17 protein-coding genes are annotated in these 18929 nt (G+C 59.6%); 11 read left to right on the forward strand and 6 right to left on the reverse strand.

All coding sequences use genetic code 11. The features are described 5' to 3' along the window. Positions 1-120 precede the first annotated feature (120 nt). Positions 121-1221: a lytic murein transglycosylase B gene (mltB, locus tag O1721_RS21570; protein ID WP_015571672.1), complete on the reverse strand. Its 1101-nt coding sequence runs from the start codon at positions 1219-1221 to the stop codon at positions 121-123. Between the two features lie 251 nt (positions 1222-1472). Here mltB and srlA point away from each other — a divergent pair, with 251 nt between their 5' ends. The 7 genes from srlA (at position 1473) to gutQ (ending at position 6400) form a co-directional block, all read left to right on the forward strand. Next, positions 1473-2036 (forward strand): PTS glucitol/sorbitol transporter subunit IIC, encoded by a 564-nt coding sequence (gene srlA / locus O1721_RS21575; protein ID WP_015571673.1) that lies wholly within the window; start codon positions 1473-1475, stop codon positions 2034-2036. After that, the gene (gene srlE / locus O1721_RS21580; RefSeq protein ID WP_023295318.1) at positions 2033-2992 is read left to right on the forward strand and encodes a PTS glucitol/sorbitol transporter subunit IIB; all 960 of its coding nucleotides are present in this window, start codon (positions 2033-2035) and stop codon (positions 2990-2992) included. Before srlA ends, srlE begins: the two co-directional genes overlap by 4 nt. Before the next feature lie 12 nt (positions 2993-3004). After that, a complete protein-coding gene (srlB, locus tag O1721_RS21585; protein WP_017692786.1) occupies positions 3005-3367 on the forward strand; it encodes a PTS glucitol/sorbitol transporter subunit IIA in 363 nt (120 codons plus the stop codon). A 14-nt stretch (positions 3368-3381) separates the two neighbouring features. After that, positions 3382-4161 carry a sorbitol-6-phosphate dehydrogenase gene (gene srlD, locus O1721_RS21590; protein WP_017382786.1) on the forward strand — a complete coding sequence of 260 codons (780 nt, stop codon included), beginning with the start codon at positions 3382-3384 and terminating at the stop codon, positions 4159-4161. Between the two features lie 84 nt (positions 4162-4245). Further along, a complete protein-coding gene (gene gutM / locus O1721_RS21595; protein ID WP_015571675.1) occupies positions 4246-4605 on the forward strand; it encodes a transcriptional regulator GutM in 360 nt (119 codons plus the stop codon). A gap of 63 nt (positions 4606-4668) precedes the next feature. Next, a complete protein-coding gene (gene srlR / locus O1721_RS21600) occupies positions 4669-5442 on the forward strand; it encodes a glucitol operon DNA-binding transcriptional repressor SrlR (RefSeq protein ID WP_015571676.1) in 774 nt (257 codons plus the stop codon). Further along, on the forward strand, positions 5435-6400 hold the full coding sequence (gene gutQ, locus O1721_RS21605) for an arabinose-5-phosphate isomerase GutQ (protein WP_015571677.1): 966 nt from the start codon (positions 5435-5437) through the stop codon (positions 6398-6400). Before srlR ends, gutQ begins: the two co-directional genes overlap by 8 nt. Here gutQ and norR read toward each other — a convergent pair. Next, positions 6397-7911 carry a nitric oxide reductase transcriptional regulator NorR gene (norR, locus tag O1721_RS21610; RefSeq protein WP_017382788.1) on the reverse strand — a complete coding sequence of 505 codons (1515 nt, stop codon included), beginning with the start codon at positions 7909-7911 and terminating at the stop codon, positions 6397-6399. The two genes, gutQ and norR, sit on opposite strands and share 4 nt — an antisense overlap. 187 nt (positions 7912-8098) lie before the next feature. Between norR and norV the strand changes: the two genes are divergently transcribed. Together norV and norW are read left to right on the forward strand one after the other, a co-directional pair. Beyond that, the gene (gene norV, locus O1721_RS21615) at positions 8099-9547 is read left to right on the forward strand and encodes an anaerobic nitric oxide reductase flavorubredoxin (RefSeq protein WP_032649290.1); all 1449 of its coding nucleotides are present in this window, start codon (positions 8099-8101) and stop codon (positions 9545-9547) included. Continuing rightward, positions 9544-10677 carry an NADH:flavorubredoxin reductase NorW gene (gene norW / locus O1721_RS21620; protein ID WP_015571680.1) on the forward strand — a complete coding sequence of 378 codons (1134 nt, stop codon included), beginning with the start codon at positions 9544-9546 and terminating at the stop codon, positions 10675-10677. The genes norV and norW overlap by 4 nt, the downstream gene beginning before the upstream one ends. Before the next feature lie 126 nt (positions 10678-10803). On the opposite strand, the gene O1721_RS21625 is transcribed toward norW, so the two are convergent. The 4 genes from O1721_RS21625 to O1721_RS21640 form a co-directional block, all read right to left on the reverse strand. Next, complete coding sequence (locus tag O1721_RS21625) at positions 10804-11826, reverse strand: HoxN/HupN/NixA family nickel/cobalt transporter (protein ID WP_032649293.1); 1023 nt, start codon at positions 11824-11826, stop codon at positions 10804-10806. Between the two features lies 1 nt (position 11827). Beyond that, positions 11828-14044 (reverse strand): carbamoyltransferase HypF, encoded by a 2217-nt coding sequence (gene hypF / locus O1721_RS21630; protein WP_032649295.1) that lies wholly within the window; start codon positions 14042-14044, stop codon positions 11828-11830. A 6-nt stretch (positions 14045-14050) separates the two neighbouring features. Further along, a complete protein-coding gene (gene hydN / locus O1721_RS21635; RefSeq protein WP_017382793.1) occupies positions 14051-14596 on the reverse strand; it encodes an electron transport protein HydN in 546 nt (181 codons plus the stop codon). A gap of 133 nt (positions 14597-14729) precedes the next feature. Further along, positions 14730-15767 (reverse strand): LacI family DNA-binding transcriptional regulator, encoded by a 1038-nt coding sequence (locus O1721_RS21640; RefSeq protein WP_323132051.1) that lies wholly within the window; start codon positions 15765-15767, stop codon positions 14730-14732. A gap of 189 nt (positions 15768-15956) precedes the next feature. Here O1721_RS21640 and ascF point away from each other — a divergent pair, with 189 nt between their 5' ends. Beyond that, positions 15957-17408 (forward strand): PTS cellobiose/arbutin/salicin transporter subunit IIBC, encoded by a 1452-nt coding sequence (gene ascF / locus O1721_RS21645; RefSeq protein WP_032649298.1) that lies wholly within the window; start codon positions 15957-15959, stop codon positions 17406-17408. Between the two features lie 18 nt (positions 17409-17426). Further along, complete coding sequence (locus O1721_RS21650) at positions 17427-18851, forward strand: 6-phospho-beta-glucosidase (RefSeq protein ID WP_017382796.1); 1425 nt, start codon at positions 17427-17429, stop codon at positions 18849-18851. The last annotated feature ends 78 nt before the right edge of the window (positions 18852-18929 follow it).

Raw genomic sequence — 18929 nt, forward strand, 5'->3', positions numbered from 1 at the left:
TGAAATGGGAGTGTGGCGAAATGTTTCTGCAAACTTCCCTCTCCCGTGGGAGAGGGTCAGGGTGCGGGCAGCCATGCCGGGTGGCGGCGTTGCCTTACCCGGCCTACCCGTCAGGGTAACTTACTGGCTAAACGGTGACGCTGCCGGCACACGCGCCTGAGACACCGCCAGCCCCAGCTGCCACACCGCCATCGCATAGTGCGTGCTGTGGTTGTAGCGGGTAATGGTGTAGAAGTTCGGCAGCCCGAACCAGTACTGATAACCGGTTCCGACATCCAGGCGCAGCAGGCTCACCTGGTCAACATTGCCCAGCGGCTGCGACGGCGTTAAGCCTGCCGCTGCCAGCTGCGCCACGCTGTATTTGGTTTTAAATCCGTTTTCCAGACCAAACGCCTCGCCGTTCGCCTGCACCGCCACCTGGCCGCCCGGCGTCCAGCCATGCGCTTTGAAGTAGTTGGCCACGCTGCCAATGGCGTCTTCGGGATCCCACAGGTTGATGTGACCATCCCCGTTAAAATCTACCGCGTACTGCTTATAGGAGGACGGCATAAACTGGCCGTAGCCCATTGCCCCGGCGAACGACCCTTTCAGATCGAGCGGATCGTCCTGTTCGTCTCGCGCCATCAGCAGGAAGGTTTCCAGCTCGGAAGAGAAATACTCGGCGCGGCGCGGGTAGTTGAAGGAGAGCGTCGCCAGCGCATCAAGGATGCGGGTTTTACCCATAATGCGTCCCCAGCGGGTCTCGACCCCAATAATACCGACGATGATCTCCGGCGGCACGCCATAGACCTGCCACGCACGGTTCAGGGCGTCTTCATACTGATTCCAGAACACCACGCCATTCTGCACGTTGTCCGGGGTAATAAACTGTTTGCGATAGCGCAGCCACGCGCCGTTTGGCCCGGTCGGCACCTGGGCTGTCGGCGCCTGCCTGTCCATCAGGCGCAGCACGTAGTCCAGACGCTTCGCCTGAGACAAAATGGCATGCAGCTGCTGGCGGTCAAAACCGTGCTTGCTCACCATTTTATCGATGAACTGTTCGGCCGCAGGGTTATTCGCGAAGTCGCCGCCCATCTGCATCATATTGTGCTGCGGCTCCAGCAGGAATCCTCCGGAAGGCGCGCCCGCCGTTGGCTGAGCGGCTTCGGTCTTGGGTTTGCTACTACAGGCGGACAGGAGAATAAGCGCAGGCAACAGCGCTGCATAACGACGCTTGAACATGTGGCATCCATTTAACGAGTTCGGTAAGAACCCAGTATGGTAAAGCATCCCCAACTCCTCAAGGAAGCGGTACGCACCTCCCCGACGCAAATCCGTGCTTTTTTCCACCAAAAATTATTCACCTCACCAATAAACTTTCAAAATAATACATTTTTCTTTCATTGTGAGATCTGATTAACACTTTAAAACCTTTCAAAGTGATTATTATTAGCCGCAGATAGACAAAAACAAACGCCCTACAGGAGAGAAGAATGATAGAAACCATCACCCACGGCGCCGAGTGGTTCATCGGGCTGTTTCAGAAAGGCGGCGAGGTATTCACCGGCATGGTGACCGGGATCCTGCCCCTGCTGATCAGCCTGCTGGTGATCATGAACGCCCTGATTAACTTTATCGGCCAGCAGCGTATTGAACGCTTCGCCCAGCGCTGTGCCGGCAATCCGCTGTCCCGCTATCTGATCCTGCCCTTCATCGGCACCTTTGTGTTCTGCAACCCGATGACCTTAAGCCTCGGCCGCTTTATGCCAGAGAAGTACAAGCCGAGTTATTACGCCGCCGCCTCCTACAGCTGCCATTCAATGAACGGCCTGTTCCCGCACATTAACCCCGGCGAGCTGTTTGTTTACCTCGGGATTGCCAGCGGTCTCACTACGCTGGGACTGCCGCTCGGCCCGCTGGCGGTGAGCTATCTGCTGGTCGGCCTGGTGACCAACTTCTTCCGCGGCTGGGTAACGGACCTCACTACCGCCATTTTTGAGAAAAAAATGGGCATTCAGCTTGATGAGAAAGTCCAGCTTTCGGGAGCCACAGTATGAACCGGATCCGCATAGAGAAAGGCACGGGCGGCTGGGGCGGCCCGCTGGAGTTCGACGCTACCGAAGGCAAAAAGATCGTCTACATCACCGCGGGCACGCGCCCGGCGATCGTCGACACGCTGCGCGAGCTGACCGGCTGGGAAGCAGTCGACGGCTTCAAAGAGGGTGAGCCGCCGGAAGCGGAAATCGGCGTGGCGGTAATCGACTGCGGCGGCACCCTGCGCTGCGGCATCTACCCGAAGCGCCGCATTCCGACGGTGAATATTCACTCCACGGGCAAATCAGGCCCGCTGGCGCAGTACATCCTTGAGGACATTTATGTCTCGGGCGTGAAGGAGGACAACATCACGCTGGTGAATGGCACACCCGCGCCGCAAAAAGCATCCCCGCGCGACTACGACACCAGCAAAAAAATCACCGAGCAGAGCGACGGCCTGCTGGCGAAGGTCGGGATGGGGATGGGGTCCGCCGTGGCGGTGCTGTTTCAGTCCGGGCGCGACACCATCGACACGGTGCTGAAAACCATTCTGCCGTTTATGGCGTTCGTCTCGGCGCTGATCGGCATCATCATGGCCTCCGGCCTCGGCGACTGGATTGCCCACGGCCTCGCCCCGCTCGCCAGCCACCCGCTCGGCCTGGTGACGCTGGCGCTGATCTGCTCCTTCCCGCTGCTGTCGCCGTTTCTTGGCCCGGGCGCGGTGATTGCCCAGGTCATCGGCGTGCTGATTGGCGTGCAGATTGGTCTGGGGAATATTCCCCCGCACCTCGCCCTGCCCGCCCTGTTTGCCATTAACGCTCAGGCGGCGTGCGACTTCATCCCCGTCGGGCTGTCGCTGGCGGAAGCGCGCCAGGAGACCGTGCGCGTGGGCGTCCCCTCCGTGCTGGTGAGCCGCTTCCTGACGGGCGCGCCAACGGTGCTAATTGCCTGGTTTGTCTCCGGCTTTATTTATCAATAAGAGGTTCCTGCCATGACCGTGATTTACCAGACCACCATTACCCGCATCGGCCAGAGCGCGGCCGATGCGCTGAGCGACCAGATGCTGATCACCTTCCGCGAAGGCGCCCCGGCAGATATCGAAGAGTTTTGCTTTATCCACTGCCACGGCGAGTTAAACGGCGAGCTGAAGGCCGGTGGCCAGCTGGAGCTGGGCAAGGCGCGCTATGCCGTAACCGCCGTCGGTGACGTCGCCGAGCAAAACCTGCGCGAGCTGGGGCACATCACCTTGCGTTTCGACGGCCAGCCGCGGGCGGAGTATCCCGGCACGGTTCACGTTGAGGGGCCGGTTCCGCAGGCTGTCACCCCAGGCTGCACGTTAAAATTTATTTCGTAATAAAGGAGAGACACATGAGTCAGGTTGCCGTTGTCATTGGTGGGGGACAAACCTTAGGCGAGTTCCTCTGCCATGGGCTTGCCGCAGAGGGCTACCGCGTGGCGGTCGTGGATATTCAGAGTGAGAAAGCCGCCCGCGTAGCGGACGCCATCAACACCGAATTTGGCGAAGGGATGGCGTATGGATTTGGCGCCGACGCCACCAGCGAGCAGAGCGTGATGGCGCTGGCCCGCGGCGTGGATGAGATTTTTGGTCGCACCGATCTGCTGGTCTACAGCGCGGGGATTGCGAAAGCGGCCTTTATCAGCGATTTCGAACTGGGGGATTTTGATCGCTCGTTGCAGGTGAATCTGGTGGGCTATTTCCTCTGCGCCCGCGAATTTTCCCGTCTGATGATCCGCGACGGTATTCAGGGTCGCATCATTCAGATCAACTCAAAATCGGGGAAAGTGGGCAGCAAGCACAACTCCGGCTACAGCGCGGCGAAGTTTGGCGGCGTCGGGCTGACGCAGTCTCTGGCGCTGGATCTGGCCGAATACGGCATAACCGTGCACGCGCTGATGCTGGGTAATCTGCTGAAATCCCCGATGTTCCAGTCCCTGCTGCCGCAGTATGCCGCCAAACTTGGCATCAAAGCAGAGGACGTCGAACAGTACTACATCGACAAAGTGCCGCTGAAGCGCGGGTGCGATTATCAGGACGTGCTGAACATGCTGCTGTTTTACGCCAGCCCGAAAGCCTCGTACTGCACCGGGCAGTCGATTAACGTTACCGGTGGGCAGGTGATGTTCTGAGTTCATTCCCCGGTGGCGCTGCGCTTACCGGGGTTACAATCCCCGTAGGCCGGGTAAGACGCACCCGGCAGTTAAGGAGCCGATATGGTCACTGCACTCATCACCGTCGCCGCCCTCGCCTGGCTTTGCCAGATGGCGTTTGGCGGCTGGCAAATCCGTCAGTTTAACCGCGCCTTTGATGCCCTGTGTCAGAAGGGACGCGTGGGCGTCGGGCGTTCCGGGGGACGCTTCAAACCGCGGGTTGTCGTCGCTGTTGCGCTGGATGAAAACAATATGGTTTGCGATTCCCTCATCATGCGCGGCGTAACGGTGTTTGCCCGTCCGACCAAAATCCAGGCGATCGACGGCATTTCGCTGCATGAATTACAACCTGATGTGATCTTCCCCCATGATTCACTCTGTCAGAATGCACTATCATTAGCGCTTAATCTGAAACATGGATAATTTCGTTGTGAAAGTTATAAACTTGCGGAATTATCATTTCGCAACGTAAGGAACGAAGCGCCTATGAAACCACGTCAGCGGCAGGCGGCCATACTTGAGCATCTGCAAAAGCAGGGAAAGTGCTCGGTAGAGGATCTGGCCCACTACTTTGACACCACCGGCACGACAATACGCAAGGACCTGGTGTTGCTCGAAAACTCCGGCGCCGTCATTCGTACCTACGGCGGCGTGGTGCTCAATAAAGACGAAGCCGACCCGCCTATCGACCACAAAACGCTGATCAATACTCACCAGAAAGCGCTGATTGCCGAAGCCGCCGTCAAATTTATCCAGGACGGCGATTCCATTATCCTCGACGCAGGCAGTACCGTCCTACAGATGATCCCGCTGCTCAGCCGCTTTAATAACATCACCGTGATGACCAACAGCCTGCACATCGTCAATGCCCTGTCAGAGTTCGACAGCGAGCAGACCATCCTGATGCCCGGCGGCACCTTTCGTAAAAAATCGGCGTCGTTTCACGGGCAGCTGGCGGAGAATGCCTTCGACCACTTCAGCTTCGATAAGCTGTTTATGGGCACGGACGGCATCGACCTCAACGCGGGCGTGACCACCTTCAACGAGGTGTTCAGCGTCAGCAAAGCGATGTGCAACGCCGCGCGGGAAGTGATTTTGATGGCGGACTCGTCGAAGTTTGGCCGTAAAAGCCCCAACATTGTCTGTAGCCTTGAAAGCGTCGATAAGCTGATTACCGACGCAGGTATCGATCCGGCATTTAAAAAAGCGCTGGAAGCGAAGGGCATCGACGTGATCGTAACCGGAGAGAAAAATGAGTGATTTTCTGTTAAACGCAGGCCGTCAGACCCTGCTGCTGGAGCTACAGGAAGCCAGCCGCCTGCCGGAACGTCTGGGTGAGGATTTTGTTCGTGCAGCCAACACCATTATCCACTGCGAGGGCAAAGTGATCGTGGCGGGTATCGGTAAATCCGGTCATATCGGCAAGAAGATTGCCGCGACGCTTGCCAGCACCGGCACCCCGGCGTTCTTCGTGCATCCTGCCGAAGCGCTGCACGGCGATCTGGGGATGATCGAAAGCCGCGACGTGATGCTGTTTATCTCCTACTCCGGTTCAGCCAAAGAGCTGGATCTCATCATCCCTCGCCTGCAAGAAAAATCGGTGGCCCTGTTAGCGATGACCGGCAAATCCCGTTCGCCGCTGGCGCTGGCCGCGAAAGCAACGCTGGATATTTCCGTTGAGCGCGAAGCCTGTCCGATGCACCTGGCACCGACCTCCAGCACCGTCAACACGCTGATGATGGGTGACGCCCTGGCGATGGCGGTGATGCAGGCGCGCGGTTTTAATGAGGAAGATTTCGCCCGTTCCCATCCTGCGGGCGCGCTTGGGGCTCGTCTGCTCAACAAAGTTCACCACCTGATGCGCACGGACGATGCCATTCCTCAGGTCAAACTCGACACCAGCGTGATGGACGCCATGCTGGAGCTGAGCCGCACCGGGCTGGGGCTGGTTGCGGTATGCGACAATGACCGCCAGGTGAAGGGCGTCTTCACCGACGGCGACCTGCGCCGCTGGCTGGTGGGCGGCGGCAAGCTGGAGGCGCGGGTATCCGAAGCAATGACCCAGGGCGGGCTGACGCTGAATGCCGACAGCCGCGCGATTGAAGCCAAAGAGGTGCTGATGAAGCGCAAAATCACCGCCGCGCCGGTGGTGGACGAGCACGGCAGGCTGTGCGGCGCGATCAACCTGCAAGACTTCTACCAGGCGGGGATTATTTAACCCTTCAGCCCCAGACGTTTCGCCAGCCTGTGAAGGTTGGCGACGTCCATCTCCAGCGCCCGCGCGCACGCCGCCCAGCTGCGGTTATTCTGCTCCAGCGCGCGGGCGATCATCTGACGCTGGAACGCATCCGTCGCCTCGCGCAGGTTTTCGTTCACGCTCTCAGGTATCACCGGCTTCACGGGCGGCATCGTTTCCTCATGCAGCGCGAAATGGCGCGCATGAATAACCACTTCATCCCCCGAACGCGTTGCCCGCGCCAGCACCACCGCGCGGTGGATCGCATGTTCCAGTTCACGCACGTTACCCGGCCAGCCGTAGCTCAGCAGGTGCGTCCTCGCGCCGGGACTTAGCACCACGCGGGAAAGCCCCATTTTGAGCCGACACTGTTCGCAGAAAAAGCCCGCCAGCAGAACCACATCCTCGCCCCGCTCGCGCAGCGGCGGCACCGTGAGCGGGAACACGCTCAGACGGTGGAACAGATCGGCGCGGAAATTCCCCGCCAGCACCTCTTCGCGCAGATCGCGGTTCGTCGCCGCCAGCACGCGCACATCCACGCGTAAGCTGCGATCGTCTCCCACGCGTTGAATATCGCCATACTGCAACACCCGCAGCAGTTTGGCCTGAAGCGAAAGGGAGAGTTCGCCAATTTCATCGAGGAACAGCGTGCCGTTATCAGCCATTTCGAACTTGCCGCTGCGGTTGCTGATCGCCCCGGTAAAGGCCCCTTTGACGTGTCCGAACAGCTCGCTTTCCGCCACGCTTTCCGGCAACGCCGCGCAGTTGAGATAGACCAGCGGATTCACCGCACGGGGCGAGGCTTCGTGGATCGCTTTTGCCACCAGCTCTTTACCGGTGCCGGTCTCCCCGAAGATCAGCACGTTCAAATCAGACGCGGCGACAATCTCAATCTCTTTTTTGAGCTGCGCCATGCCCGGCGAAAGGCCGATCATTTCGGTGTGCGCCACCTGCTCAAACGCCGTCGGGCTACCCGGAAGAATATTCTGGCTCTCCAGCTGTTCTATCAGCAGGGCGTTGTTCAGCGCCCCGGCCGCCAGCGCGGCAATCAGCCGTAGCTCTTCATCGCTGAAGGTATCGAACTGATCAGGCGACATGCCGTCGAGGGTTAACGCGCCAATCAGGTTCTGCCCGGCAAACAGCGGCAGGCCGATACAGGCGTGCACCTTCAGGCTCTCCTGTCCGGGGATCAGGCCGTCGTAAGGATCGGGCAGATCGCTGTCTGCCGGGAAACGCACCACGTCACCCGCACGGGCGATGGTTTCCAGACGCGGGTGGCCCTCCAGGGTAAAGCGCCGCCCGAGTACGTCCTTCGCCAGACCGTCGATAGCCAGCGGAATAAACTGCCGCCCTTCGTAACGCAGCAGCGCCGACGCATCGCAATCCAGCACGTGGCGCAACGTGGAGATCAGCCGCTGAAAGCGGTCCTGATGACCAATACCGGTTTGCAGTTCTATGGCGATCTTCGCCAGCACATCTACGGAAAAGCTCATCTCTGCCTCACTGTCATTTTGACAATACATAGTGTCATATTGACAATTTTTAAGATAGTCAAAATGACTACCCATTAGGGGGCGTTGAAACGAAAACACATTATTTTCAACAAGTTAAAAAGTTGGCACGCAACTTGATATATGACAGTCATCTTATTTGAAAACGCCGTATTAAGTTGAGGTTGCTATGTCTATTCTGGTTAAAAATAACATTCATTGGGTGGGTCAACGTGACTGGGAAGTACGTGATTTTCACGGGACGGAATACAAAACGCTGCGCGGCAGCAGCTACAACAGCTATCTCATTCGTGAAGGTAAAAACGTCCTGATCGATACCGTCGATCACAAATTCAGCCGCGAGTTCGTGCAGAACCTGCGCAGCGAAATCGATCTGAATGAGATCGACTACATTATCATCAACCACGCGGAAGAGGATCATGCCGGGGCGCTGACCGAGCTGATGTCCCACATTCCGGATACCCCGATCTACTGCACCACCAACGCCATTGACTCCATCAACGGCCACCACCACCATCCGGAGTGGAACTTCCACACCGTGAAAACCGGCGACACGCTGGATATCGGCAATGGCAAACAGCTGATCTTCGTGGAAACCCCAATGCTGCACTGGCCGGACAGCATGATGACCTACATGACCGGTGACGCGGTGCTGTTCAGTAACGACGCCTTCGGCCAGCACTACTGTGACGAACGTCTGTTCAACGACGAAGTGGATCAGACCGAGCTGTTCGAACAGTGCCAGCGCTACTACGCCAACATCCTGACCCCGTTCAGCCGCCTGGTCACGCCAAAAATCACCGAGATCCTCGGCTTCAACCTGCCGGTGGATATGATTGCCACCTCCCACGGCGTGGTATGGCGTGAAAATCCAACCCAGATCGTCGAACTGTACCTGAAGTGGGCGGCGGACTATCAGGAAGATCGCATCACCATCTTCTACGACACCATGTCCAACAACACCCGCATGATGGCGGACGCCATTGCCCAGGGCATCAACGAAGTTGACCCGAACGTGGCGGTGAAAATCTTCAACGTGGCGCGCAGCGATAAGAATGAGGTATTGACCAACGTCTTCCGCTCCAAAGGCGTGCTGGTGGGTACCTCCACCATGAATAACGTGATGATGCCGAAAATTGCCGGACTGGTGGAAGAGATGACCGGCCTGCGCTTTCGTAACAAACGCGCCAGCGCCTTTGGTTCACACGGCTGGAGCGGCGGCGCGGTAGACCGTCTCTCCACCCGTTTACAGGATGCCGGTTTTGAGATGTCCCTGAGCCTGAAGGCGAAATGGCGTCCGGATCTCGACGCGCTGGAAATCTGTCGTCAGCACGGTCGCGACATTGCCCGCCAGTGGGCGCTTGCGCCGCTGCCGGAAACCGCACCCGACGCGGCGGTTACGCCGGAAGCTGTAGCAGAAGCCGCTCCTGCCGCTGCCGACCTCGGCCCTTGCATGCAGTGCAGCGTCTGCCAGTGGATTTACGATCCTGAGCTGGGCGAGCCGTTGCAGGATGTCGCGCCGGGTACGCCGTGGAGCGAGGTACCGGACAACTTCCTCTGCCCGGAATGTTCCCTCGGGAAAGACGTCTTTGATGAACTGGCAACGGAGGCAAAATGAGCCACGGCATCGTCATTATCGGCTCGGGCTTTGCCGCCCGCCAGCTGGTGAAAAATATCCGCAAACAGGATGCTAACGTGCCGTTGACGGTGATCGCCGCCGACAGCATGGATGAGTACAACAAGCCTGATTTAAGCCACGTTATTAGCCAGAATCAGCGCGCCGACGATCTCACCCGCCAGACGGCGGGGGAGTTTGCCGAACAGTTTAACCTGCGTCTGTTTCCGTACACCTGGGTCACCGATATCGACGCCGACGCCCACGTGGTGAACGCGAAAGATAAAACCTGGCAGTACGACAAACTGGTGCTGGCGACGGGGGCATCGGCGTTTGTGCCGCCGGTTGAGGGCCGCGAGCTGATGGTCACGCTCAACAGCCAGCAGGAGTATCAGGCCAGCGAGACCCTGTTACGCGACGCCACGCGGGTGATGATTGTCGGCGGCGGACTGATTGGCACCGAGCTGGCGATGGACTTCTGCCGGGCGGGAAAATCCGTCACCCTGGTTGACCACGCGGCCAGCATTCTGTCAGCGCTGATGCCAGCAGAAGTAAGCAGTCGCTTACAGCATCGTCTGACCGACATGGGCGTGCATCTGCTGCTGAAATCGCAGTTACAGAGCCTGAGCAAAACCGAAACCGGCATTTGTGCGACGCTCGACCGCAACCGCAGCGTTGAAGTGGATGTGGTTATTGCGGCGACGGGGTTGCGCCCGGAAACCGCGCTGGCGCACCGCGCGGGCGCAGAGATCAATCGCGGCGTGAAGGTGGACAGCTACCTGCAAACCACCCAGCCGGACATTTATGCCCTGGGCGACTGCGCGGAAATTAACGGCCAGGTGCTGCCGTTCCTGCAACCGATTCAGTTAAGCGCCATGTTCCTGGCGAAAAATCTGCTCGGCGGCAACGCCCCGGTGAAATTACCCGCCATGCTGGTGAAGGTAAAAACGCCGGAACTACCGCTGCATCTCGCAGGTGAAACGCAGCGTCAGGATCTGGACTGGGAGATTGTCCTTTCGCCTCAGGGCATGGTGGCGCGCGGCACCGATACCGACGGTCAGATGCGCGCCTTTGTCGTCAGCGAAGACAGAATGAAGGAGGCCTTCGCGCTGCTGAAATCGCTACCAGCTTAACCCTCGTCATGCCGGGTGGCGCTCCGCTTACCCGGCCTACAGTACTGCCACGCTTACTTAACCTTTGGATTTTGTTGTCCACCGCCCCGATGTCCCGGGGCTTTTTTTATCGCTACACTTTCAGCGTCAGGAGCGCACCACCAGCGCGTCATAACCGCGCCAGCGATAGTTCGCCATCGAGATCAGCCAGCAGGCGACAAACAGCCCGACCACCACAAATCCGGCATCGCCCAGGTTATCGTTTACCGCGCCAATCAGATCCCACACGCCGCCGCTGAGGGCGAACTTGTCCATCAGCAGACCCAGCGCTTCCAGGCCGCCGATAAACAGCGCCACCACCACCGAAGTGCCGGTGATGGTCATGTTGTAGTAGAGCTTGCGCTGCGGCTTGTTAAACGCCCAGCCGTAGGCACCCACCATCAGCAGGTTATCGAGCGTATCCACCAGCGCCATGCCGCTGGCGAAGAGCACCGGGAAGATCATGATCGACCACACCGACATCCCGCTGGAGGCGCTGGCGGCGGAGATCCCCAGCACGCCGATTTCGGTGGCGGTGTCGAACCCCAGGCCGAACAGGAAACCGACCAGGTACATCTGCCAGCTTTTATTGACGAGGCGGAAGGTTTTGCCGAACAGCCAGTTCATGACGCCGCCCTGTGCAGGCAGCGTGATGTCGCCCTGCACGGGATTGCCGTGTTTCAGCGCCTGAAAACTGCGCCAGACGCCGCGCAGGATCACCATATTCACCAGCGCCATCGCCAGCAGGAAGGTGGCGGAGACGGCGGTGCCAATCAGGCTGCCGGTTTCGTGGAACCATGCCATGTTTTTCTGAAACGCCGTGGCGGTAGCGGCGATAGCAATGGAGGCCAGCACCACGATGGTGGAGTGTCCGAGGGAAAACCATGCGCCCACGCCGGACGGGCGCTTGCCCTGCTGCATCATTTTACGCGTCACGGTATCAATCGCGGCGATATGGTCGGCATCCACCGCATGACGCAGTCCGTAACACCAGGCCAGCAGGCTGGCCGCCATCAGCACCGTACTGCCGCTAAAGGTGTGCCACGCCAGCCACCAGGCCAGCAGGTTAGCCATCCCGAGAGCCAGCAGCAGGCACGCTGCACGAGGTTCATTGCGTAAAAGTCGTAACATTTTAAATCCCTTGTGAACATGATCGGGCGGCAGCAACCACCGCCTGCCCGAAGGAGATCGCTCCGTCGCCTGCGGGCAGGCGCGAAGGAAAAAGAAGCGTGAAATCAGAAAGGTAATGACGAAGGCGCGCGCGCAGCAGGCGGTTGTGAAGGACGCCGCCGCTGAAGCACACCGTCGTGAGCGACCGTCGGCGGGCATGCGTTGCCGCCAGTTCGCTCAGCCCTTTTGCCAGCGCATCGTGAAAAGCCCAGGCACGCTCGCCGGGTTCCGCCCGCCAGGTAAGCCACTGTTGCCAGAACAGCGCAAGGTTATCCGTCTGGAGCGTCACCGGATGATCAACCCCTGCGCAGCGTTCGGCCAGCGCCTCCAGCCGGCACGCGGCTTCGCCCTCATAGCGTTGCGTTTCAATGCCCAGCGCACAGGCCACGGCGTCGAACAGACGACCACAGGAGGAGGCCCGCGGCGCATTGATACCGCGCGACACAGCCGTTGCCAGCAGCGGCCAGTTTTGACGCTGTACCACCTCTGTTTCCGGGTACTGCTGCCAGTCAGGTACGAACGCCAGACAGTGGGCGAGCAAATTGCGCCACGGCTGTTTTGCCGCCAGATCGCCCCCCGGCAGCGCAACGGCTGGCAGACCGCCCAGCCGTTCGCAGTCGCGATAGTTCACCCGCAGGCACTCGCCGCCCCACAGCGCACCGTTCTCGCCCATGCCGATCCCGTCCAGGGTCAGGGCAATAACATCCCCGCCGTCGAGCGGCCAGCCATTCTCCCCCAGACACGCTGCCGCATGCGCATGATGATGCAGCACGGTCTCAACGGGCAGCGCCTGCGCCCGGGCCCACAGTCGGGCGTGATAACCCGGATGGGCATCGCACACCACGCGCTCAGGCTGAAAGGCGTAGATGTCCTGCATCGTCGAGAGCGCACTGCGCCACTGGGCCTCTACCCCCTCGTCGCTCAGATCGCCAAAATGCTGGCTCAGCACCGCCTGGTTGCCACGCACCAGGCTGAAGGTGTTTTTCATCTCCGCGCCGGTGCATAACATGGGCGGGATGTCGCGGAATCCGGCGGGCAATGTGATGGCATCCGGCACAAAACCGCGTGCGCGACGCAGCATCGTGCCCTCCTGGTCCATCACTGAATCATCCATCCGTTGCAGGATGTCGCGGTTGTGCAGCAGGAAGCCGTCAGCGATGTCACTGAGTTCTTCCAGCGCCTGCTGGTTGCTTATGGCGGGTGGATGGCCGCTGAGGTTGCCGGAGGTCATCACCAGCGGGCGCTGGCAGTCCAGCATCAGCAAATGCTGGAGCGGGTTCGCAGGCAGCATCACGCCGACCGTATCCAGCCCCGGCGCAATCTCCTCAGGAAACGCAGGAAGGCAGGCTTTTGGCGTCAGCACAATCGGCGCAGCGGGTGAACGTAACAGCGTCTGGATGGCCTCCGGCAGATCGTCCGCATGCGGGATCATCACCGCCAGCGGCCTGGTCGGGCGCTGCTTGCGTGCCCGTAATTTCCGAACCGCCTGCGGGTTAAGCGCGTCGCAGACCAGGTGAAAACCGCCCAGCCCTTTGACCGCCACAATCCCGCCGCCTTCCAGCATCGCCACCGCCGCGCTTAAAGCCGATTCGCGGGTGGCAGCAGCCTCCCCGGCTCGCCACTCCAGCTGCGGTCCGCAATCCGGGCAGGCCACCGGCTGGGCGTGAAAACGCCGGTCAGCCGGGTTGCGGTACTCCGTTTCACAGGGCACACAGAGCGGGAATGGCGCCATTGACGTGGCCGGGCGGTCATAGGGCATGGCGCGGATAATGGTAAACCGCGGCCCGCAGTGGGTGCAGTTGATAAACGGGTAGCGGTAGCGACGTTCGCGGGGATCGCGCATCTCCGCCAGGCATGCGGGACAGGAAGCGGCATCCGGGACGATTTGCGTGTCCATCGCCCCGCTCTCGCTGTGGCGGATGACAAACTCGTCCGGCAGCGTCGTCCAGCTGAACGGCTGCGTTTCAACGCGATCGATGCGCGCCAGCGGTGGGCAGTCCTGGCGCAGTCTCGCGGTAAAGTCACCCCCACTGCCCGCGAGACGCACCAGGACACCCTCTCCGTCGTTGCAGACGTCGCCTGCCTGCCCCAGCTGCTGCGCAAGCTGCCAGACGAAAGGACGAAATCCTACCCCCTGCACCTTGCCGCGTACCCGAAGCTGTACGCCGTTAACGCTCATCGCAATTTAAAACAGCAGCGATGACGAAGTGTCGAACGCCGCGCGGCGGCGTTTTTCGGCGCTCATCTGTTCGAGCTTGTCGCGATCGACGCAGACCAGCGCATGTGTCGGACAGGCTTCCATACACGCCGGACCGGCGTCGCGGTGGTAGCAGAGGTCACATTTATTGGCTTCGGCTTTCTCCGCGCGCACGCTCAGCCCGATACCGCTGTTGCGCACCACCGGGCGAACCACCACCTCCATCGCGCCATACGGACACGCCACCACACAGGTTTTGCACCCGATGCAGCGCTCCTGCATCACATGCACGAAGCCTTTCTCGCGCTTAATCGCCCCGTTCGGACAGACGTTGGCGCACGGCGCATCTTCGCACTGGCGACAGATAGCGGCGGTAGAAATATTCACGCCTTTAATGACGTGGATGCGCGGCAGGAAGGTATCAGGGGTGAGAGAGGCGCAATCCTGCTCTGCCTGATGGGACACCACGCACGCCACTTCACAGGTACGGCAACCAATGCATTTGCTGGCATCGGCCATAATAAAACGGTTCATCTGCTTCTCCGGCATAACTGTTATGCGCGAAGCTATTCATAAACCGTGCCAATATTTAATTCATTGATTTTATAGGGAAATTTAAAAGAGAAGGATCTGTCATCGTCATTAGTGACGATGACAGATGTCGACGTCAGCGATGCGGGCCGTCAATGACGGAGTCGCGCAGGATAAGCTCGCCGGAAAAGGTTTGCTGAGGCTTAAACTCACCGCCGTCGAGCATGAAAATCATACGGCTGATGGTCTCCTGAATCATCTCCGTTACTGGAATACGCACGCTGGAGAGGGACGGCACGATATAGGGCGCGATTGCCACATCGTCAAAGCCGATGACGGACACTGCGCCCGGCGTGGCGACGCCGCTCTCGTGCAGCTGCCTGATGGCGCCAATCGCCATGTCGTCGTTACTCGCCACCAGCGCGGTAAACGTTTCGCCGCGGGTGAGCAACTGAGAGACCGCCGCCGCGCCGCTGGCCGGGTTCCACTTCCCTTCGGCGATCAGCGCGTCGCGAACTGCAATCCCGTGCTGCGCCAGCGCGTCCTTGTAGCCGGAAAGACGCTCCACCCCGGTGGGGGAATCCAGCGAACCGGTGATAAACGCAATCTCCCGGTGGCCTTTCTCAATCAGCTGCGATACCGCGTCCTGACACGACGCTTTATGATCGGACCAGACGCTGTGACTGCTGTTTTTCCGCAAACGGCGGTTGAGCACCATGATCGGCTGCTCGCATTTCTCAATGATCTCGTCCAGCGCTTCCACGCTCAGAAAACGCGGATAGATGATTACCGCGTCGCAGCGCATGTCGAGCAGGTACTGGATCGCCTCGCGCTCCTCTTCGGCGCTGTGCTTGCCGTCCGCCAGGATCAGCTGACGCCCCTTCTCTTCCGTCATCCGCGCGGCGTTAAACAGCAGCTCGCTAAAGTAGACCCCATGGTACAGGGTGTTCGTCACCACCAGCCCCAGGGTCTGGGTGCGTTTGGTCGCCAGGTTTCGCGCCAGCAGATTGGGGCGATACCCGCTCTCTTCGATGGCCTGAAAAACCCGGTCTTTCGTCTCCTGGCTGACGTAACCGTTCCCCGACAGTACCCGGGAGACCGTCGCTTTTGATACGCCTGCCCGCTTCGCCACTTCCAGCATCGTGGTCATATTATTATTCCGTCTGAACCTGATGGGCGCAGTGTACTGCACCGCAGAAAAATTGTCGCAGCGGCGTTATCACGCTTTTTACGGCCACGAGTGATCGTCATCACGAAACGAAAAAATGCATAAAAAGTGGTCTTGTTTCATTAAAAGAAACTCATGATGATTGTGTGAAACCGGTTTCCTACACTTCTCACAACGATAACAGGATCACATCCGATGGCAAAAAATTACGCTGCGCTGGCGACCGACGTCGTTAGCGCGCTGGGCGGCAAAGAGAACATCGTCGCCGTCACCCACTGTATGACGCGACTGCGCTTCGTCCTGAAAGACGAAAGCCTCACCGACGCCGCACACCTGAAAAGCATCAGCGGCGTGCTCGGCGTGGTGCGCAACGACAACCAGTGTCAGGTGATCATCGGCAACACCGTGTCCCAGGCATACCGTGAAGTGGTGAGCCTGCTGCCCGCTAACCTGCAACCTGCCGTAGCGGAAGGTCCACAGAAGCTCACGCTGCGCCGCATTGGTGCCGGGATCCTCGATGCGCTGATCGGCACCATGTCTCCGCTGATCCCGGCGATCATCGGCGGGTCGATGGTCAAGCTGCTGGCGATGATCCTTGAGATGACCGGCGTGCTGGGCAAAGGCGACCCGACGCTTACGATCCTGACCGTTATCGGCGATGGCGCGTTCTTCTTCCTGCCGCTGATGGTGGCGGCGTCCGCGGCGGTGAAGTTCAAAACCAACATGTCGCTGGCAATCGCCATCGCGGGCGTTCTGGTTCACCCGAGCTTTATCGAGCTGATGGCGAAAGCCGCGCAGGGCGAGCACGTTGAGTTCGCCTTCATTCCGGTGACGGCGGTGAAATACACCTACACGGTGATCCCCGCCCTGGTGATGACCTGGTGCCTGTCATACATCGAACGCTGGGTGGATCGCATTACCCCGGCGGTGACCAAAAACTTCCTCAAGCCGATGCTGATCGTGCTGATTGCCGCCCCGCTCGCCATCGTACTGATTGGCCCGCTCGGGATCTGGATCGGCAGCGCCATCTCCGCGCTGGTCTACACCATTCACGGCTATCTGGGCTGGCTCTCCGTTGCCATTATGGGCGCGCTGTGGCCGCTGCTGGTGATGACCGGGATGCACCGCGTGTTTACGCCGACCATCATCCAGACCATTGCCGAAACGGGCAAAGAAGGGATGGTGATGCCGTCGGAGATCGGCGCCAACCTGTCGCTCGGCGGTTCGTCGCTGGCGGTGGCGTGGAAAACCAAAAATCCGGAGCTGCGCCAGACGGCGCTGGCCGCGGCGGCCTCCGCCATCATGGCGGGGATCTCTGAACCGGCCCTGTACGGCGTAGCGGTACGCCTGAAGCGTCCGCTGATTGCGAGCCTGATCAGCGGCTTTATCTGCGGCGCGGTGGCAGGCATGGCAGGCCTTGCCAGCCATTCGATGGCGGCGCCGGGGCTGTTTACCAGCGTGCAGTTCTTCGACCCGGCCAACCCGATGACCATCGTCTGGGTGTTTGGCGTGATGGGTCTGGCGGTAGTGCTGTCGTTTGTGCTAACCCTGCTGTTAGGGTTTGAGGATATCCCGGTAGAAGACGAAGCCGAAAAAGCACGCGCCCTGCAAACCGCACCGGTACAGAACAAAGCAGCAGAAGCATAAACTGAAAGCGAGGTAAGAATGTCTGTTTTTCCACAAGGATTTTTATGGGGCGGCGCGCTTGCCGCCAACCAGAGTGAAGGGGCTTACCGTGAAGGCGGCAAAGGACTGACGACGGTCGACATGATCCCCCACGGCGCAAACCGTCTGGCGGTAAAAGTCGGCAAGGAAAAACGGTTTTCGTTGCGGGACGACGAATTCTACCCGAGCCACGAGGCGATTGATTTTTACCATCGCTACAAAGAAGACATCGCCCTGATGGCGGAGATGGGCTTTACGGTGTTCCGCACCTCGATTGCCTGGAGCCGCCTCTACCCGAACGGCGACGAACCGCTGCCGAATCAGGAAGGCATTGCCTTCTACCGCGCGGTGTTCGAGGAGTGTAAAAAGTACAACATCGAGCCGCTGGTGACGCTCTGCCACTTCGACGTGCCGATGCACCTGGTCACGGAGTACGGCTCCTGGCGCAACCGTAAGATGGTGGATTTCTTCGCCCGCTACGCCCGCACCTGCTTCGAGGCGTTTAACGGGCTGGTGAAATACTGGCTGACCTTCAACGAAATCAACATCATGCTGCACAGCCCGTTCTCCGGCGCGGGGCTGGTATTTGAAGAAGGTGAAAACGAGGACCAGGTGAAGTACCAGGCCGCGCACCACGAGCTGGTGGCGAGCGCGCTGGCGACCAAAATTGCCCACGAGGTGAACCCGGAAAACCAGGTCGGTTGTATGCTGGCGGGCGGCAATTTTTACCCGTACTCCTGCAAGCCGGAAGACGTGTGGATGGCGCTGGAGAAAGACCGCGAGAACCTGTTCTTTATCGACGTGCAGGCGCGCGGCAGCTATCCGGCTTACTCTGCCCGCGTGTTCCGCGAGAAAGGCGTGGTGATTGTGAAAGACCCGGGCGACGATGAACTGCTGAAAAACACCGTCGACTTTGTCTCGTTCAGCTATTACGCCTCGCGCTGCGCGTCGGCGGACATGAACGCGGGAAACACCAGCGCGGCGAACATCGTGAAGTCCCTGCGCAACCCGCATATTCAGGTGAGCGAATGGGGCTGGGGCATTGACCCGCTCGGCCTGCGCATCACCATGAACATGATGTACGACCGCTACCAGAAGCCGCTGTTCCTGGTGGAAAACGGCCTTGGAGCGAAGGACGTCATTGATGAAAACGGCGAGATCAACGACGACTACCGAATCAGCTACCTGCGCGAGCATATTCGCGCAATGGCTGATGCGATTGAGGACGGCGTACCGCTGCTGGGCTACACCACCTGGGGCTGCATTGACCTTGTCTCGGCCTCAACGGGGGAAATGAGCAAGCGCTACGGGTTTGTGTACGTCGACCGGGACGACGCCGGGAACGGCACGCTGGACCGCAAGCGCAAGAAATCATTCTGGTGGTATAAGAAGGTGATTGCGAGTAACGGGGGGGATCTGGAGTAGCCTGTTGCCCTCACCCCAGCCCTCTCCCACAGGGAGAGGGAGATGGGTTTGGTAGGCCGGGTAAGGCGAAGCCGCCAC

It is taken from the genome of Enterobacter cloacae complex sp. HYC033_NIDB (assembly GCF_056673335.1).

Coding starts and splice junctions, on each gene's coding strand:
- srlB (WP_017692786.1), top strand. CDS start 3,005: ATGACCGTGATTTACCAGACCACCATTACCCGCATCGGCCAGAGCGCG.
- ascF (WP_032649298.1), top strand. CDS start 15,957: ATGGCAAAAAATTACGCTGCGCTGGCGACCGACGTCGTTAGCGCGCTG.
- srlA (WP_015571673.1), top strand. CDS start 1,473: ATGATAGAAACCATCACCCACGGCGCCGAGTGGTTCATCGGGCTGTTT.
- norV (WP_032649290.1), top strand. CDS start 8,099: ATGTCTATTCTGGTTAAAAATAACATTCATTGGGTGGGTCAACGTGAC.
- mltB (WP_015571672.1), bottom strand. CDS start 1,221: ATGTTCAAGCGTCGTTATGCAGCGCTGTTGCCTGCGCTTATTCTCCTG.
- gutQ (WP_015571677.1), top strand. CDS start 5,435: ATGAGTGATTTTCTGTTAAACGCAGGCCGTCAGACCCTGCTGCTGGAG.
- hydN (WP_017382793.1), bottom strand. CDS start 14,596: ATGAACCGTTTTATTATGGCCGATGCCAGCAAATGCATTGGTTGCCGT.
- O1721_RS21625 (WP_032649293.1), bottom strand. CDS start 11,826: ATGTTACGACTTTTACGCAATGAACCTCGTGCAGCGTGCCTGCTGCTG.
- gutM (WP_015571675.1), top strand. CDS start 4,246: ATGGTCACTGCACTCATCACCGTCGCCGCCCTCGCCTGGCTTTGCCAG.
- srlD (WP_017382786.1), top strand. CDS start 3,382: ATGAGTCAGGTTGCCGTTGTCATTGGTGGGGGACAAACCTTAGGCGAG.
- norW (WP_015571680.1), top strand. CDS start 9,544: ATGAGCCACGGCATCGTCATTATCGGCTCGGGCTTTGCCGCCCGCCAG.
- srlR (WP_015571676.1), top strand. CDS start 4,669: ATGAAACCACGTCAGCGGCAGGCGGCCATACTTGAGCATCTGCAAAAG.
- srlE (WP_023295318.1), top strand. CDS start 2,033: ATGAACCGGATCCGCATAGAGAAAGGCACGGGCGGCTGGGGCGGCCCG.
- hypF (WP_032649295.1), bottom strand. CDS start 14,044: ATGAGCGTTAACGGCGTACAGCTTCGGGTACGCGGCAAGGTGCAGGGG.
- O1721_RS21650 (WP_017382796.1), top strand. CDS start 17,427: ATGTCTGTTTTTCCACAAGGATTTTTATGGGGCGGCGCGCTTGCCGCC.
- norR (WP_017382788.1), bottom strand. CDS start 7,911: ATGAGCTTTTCCGTAGATGTGCTGGCGAAGATCGCCATAGAACTGCAA.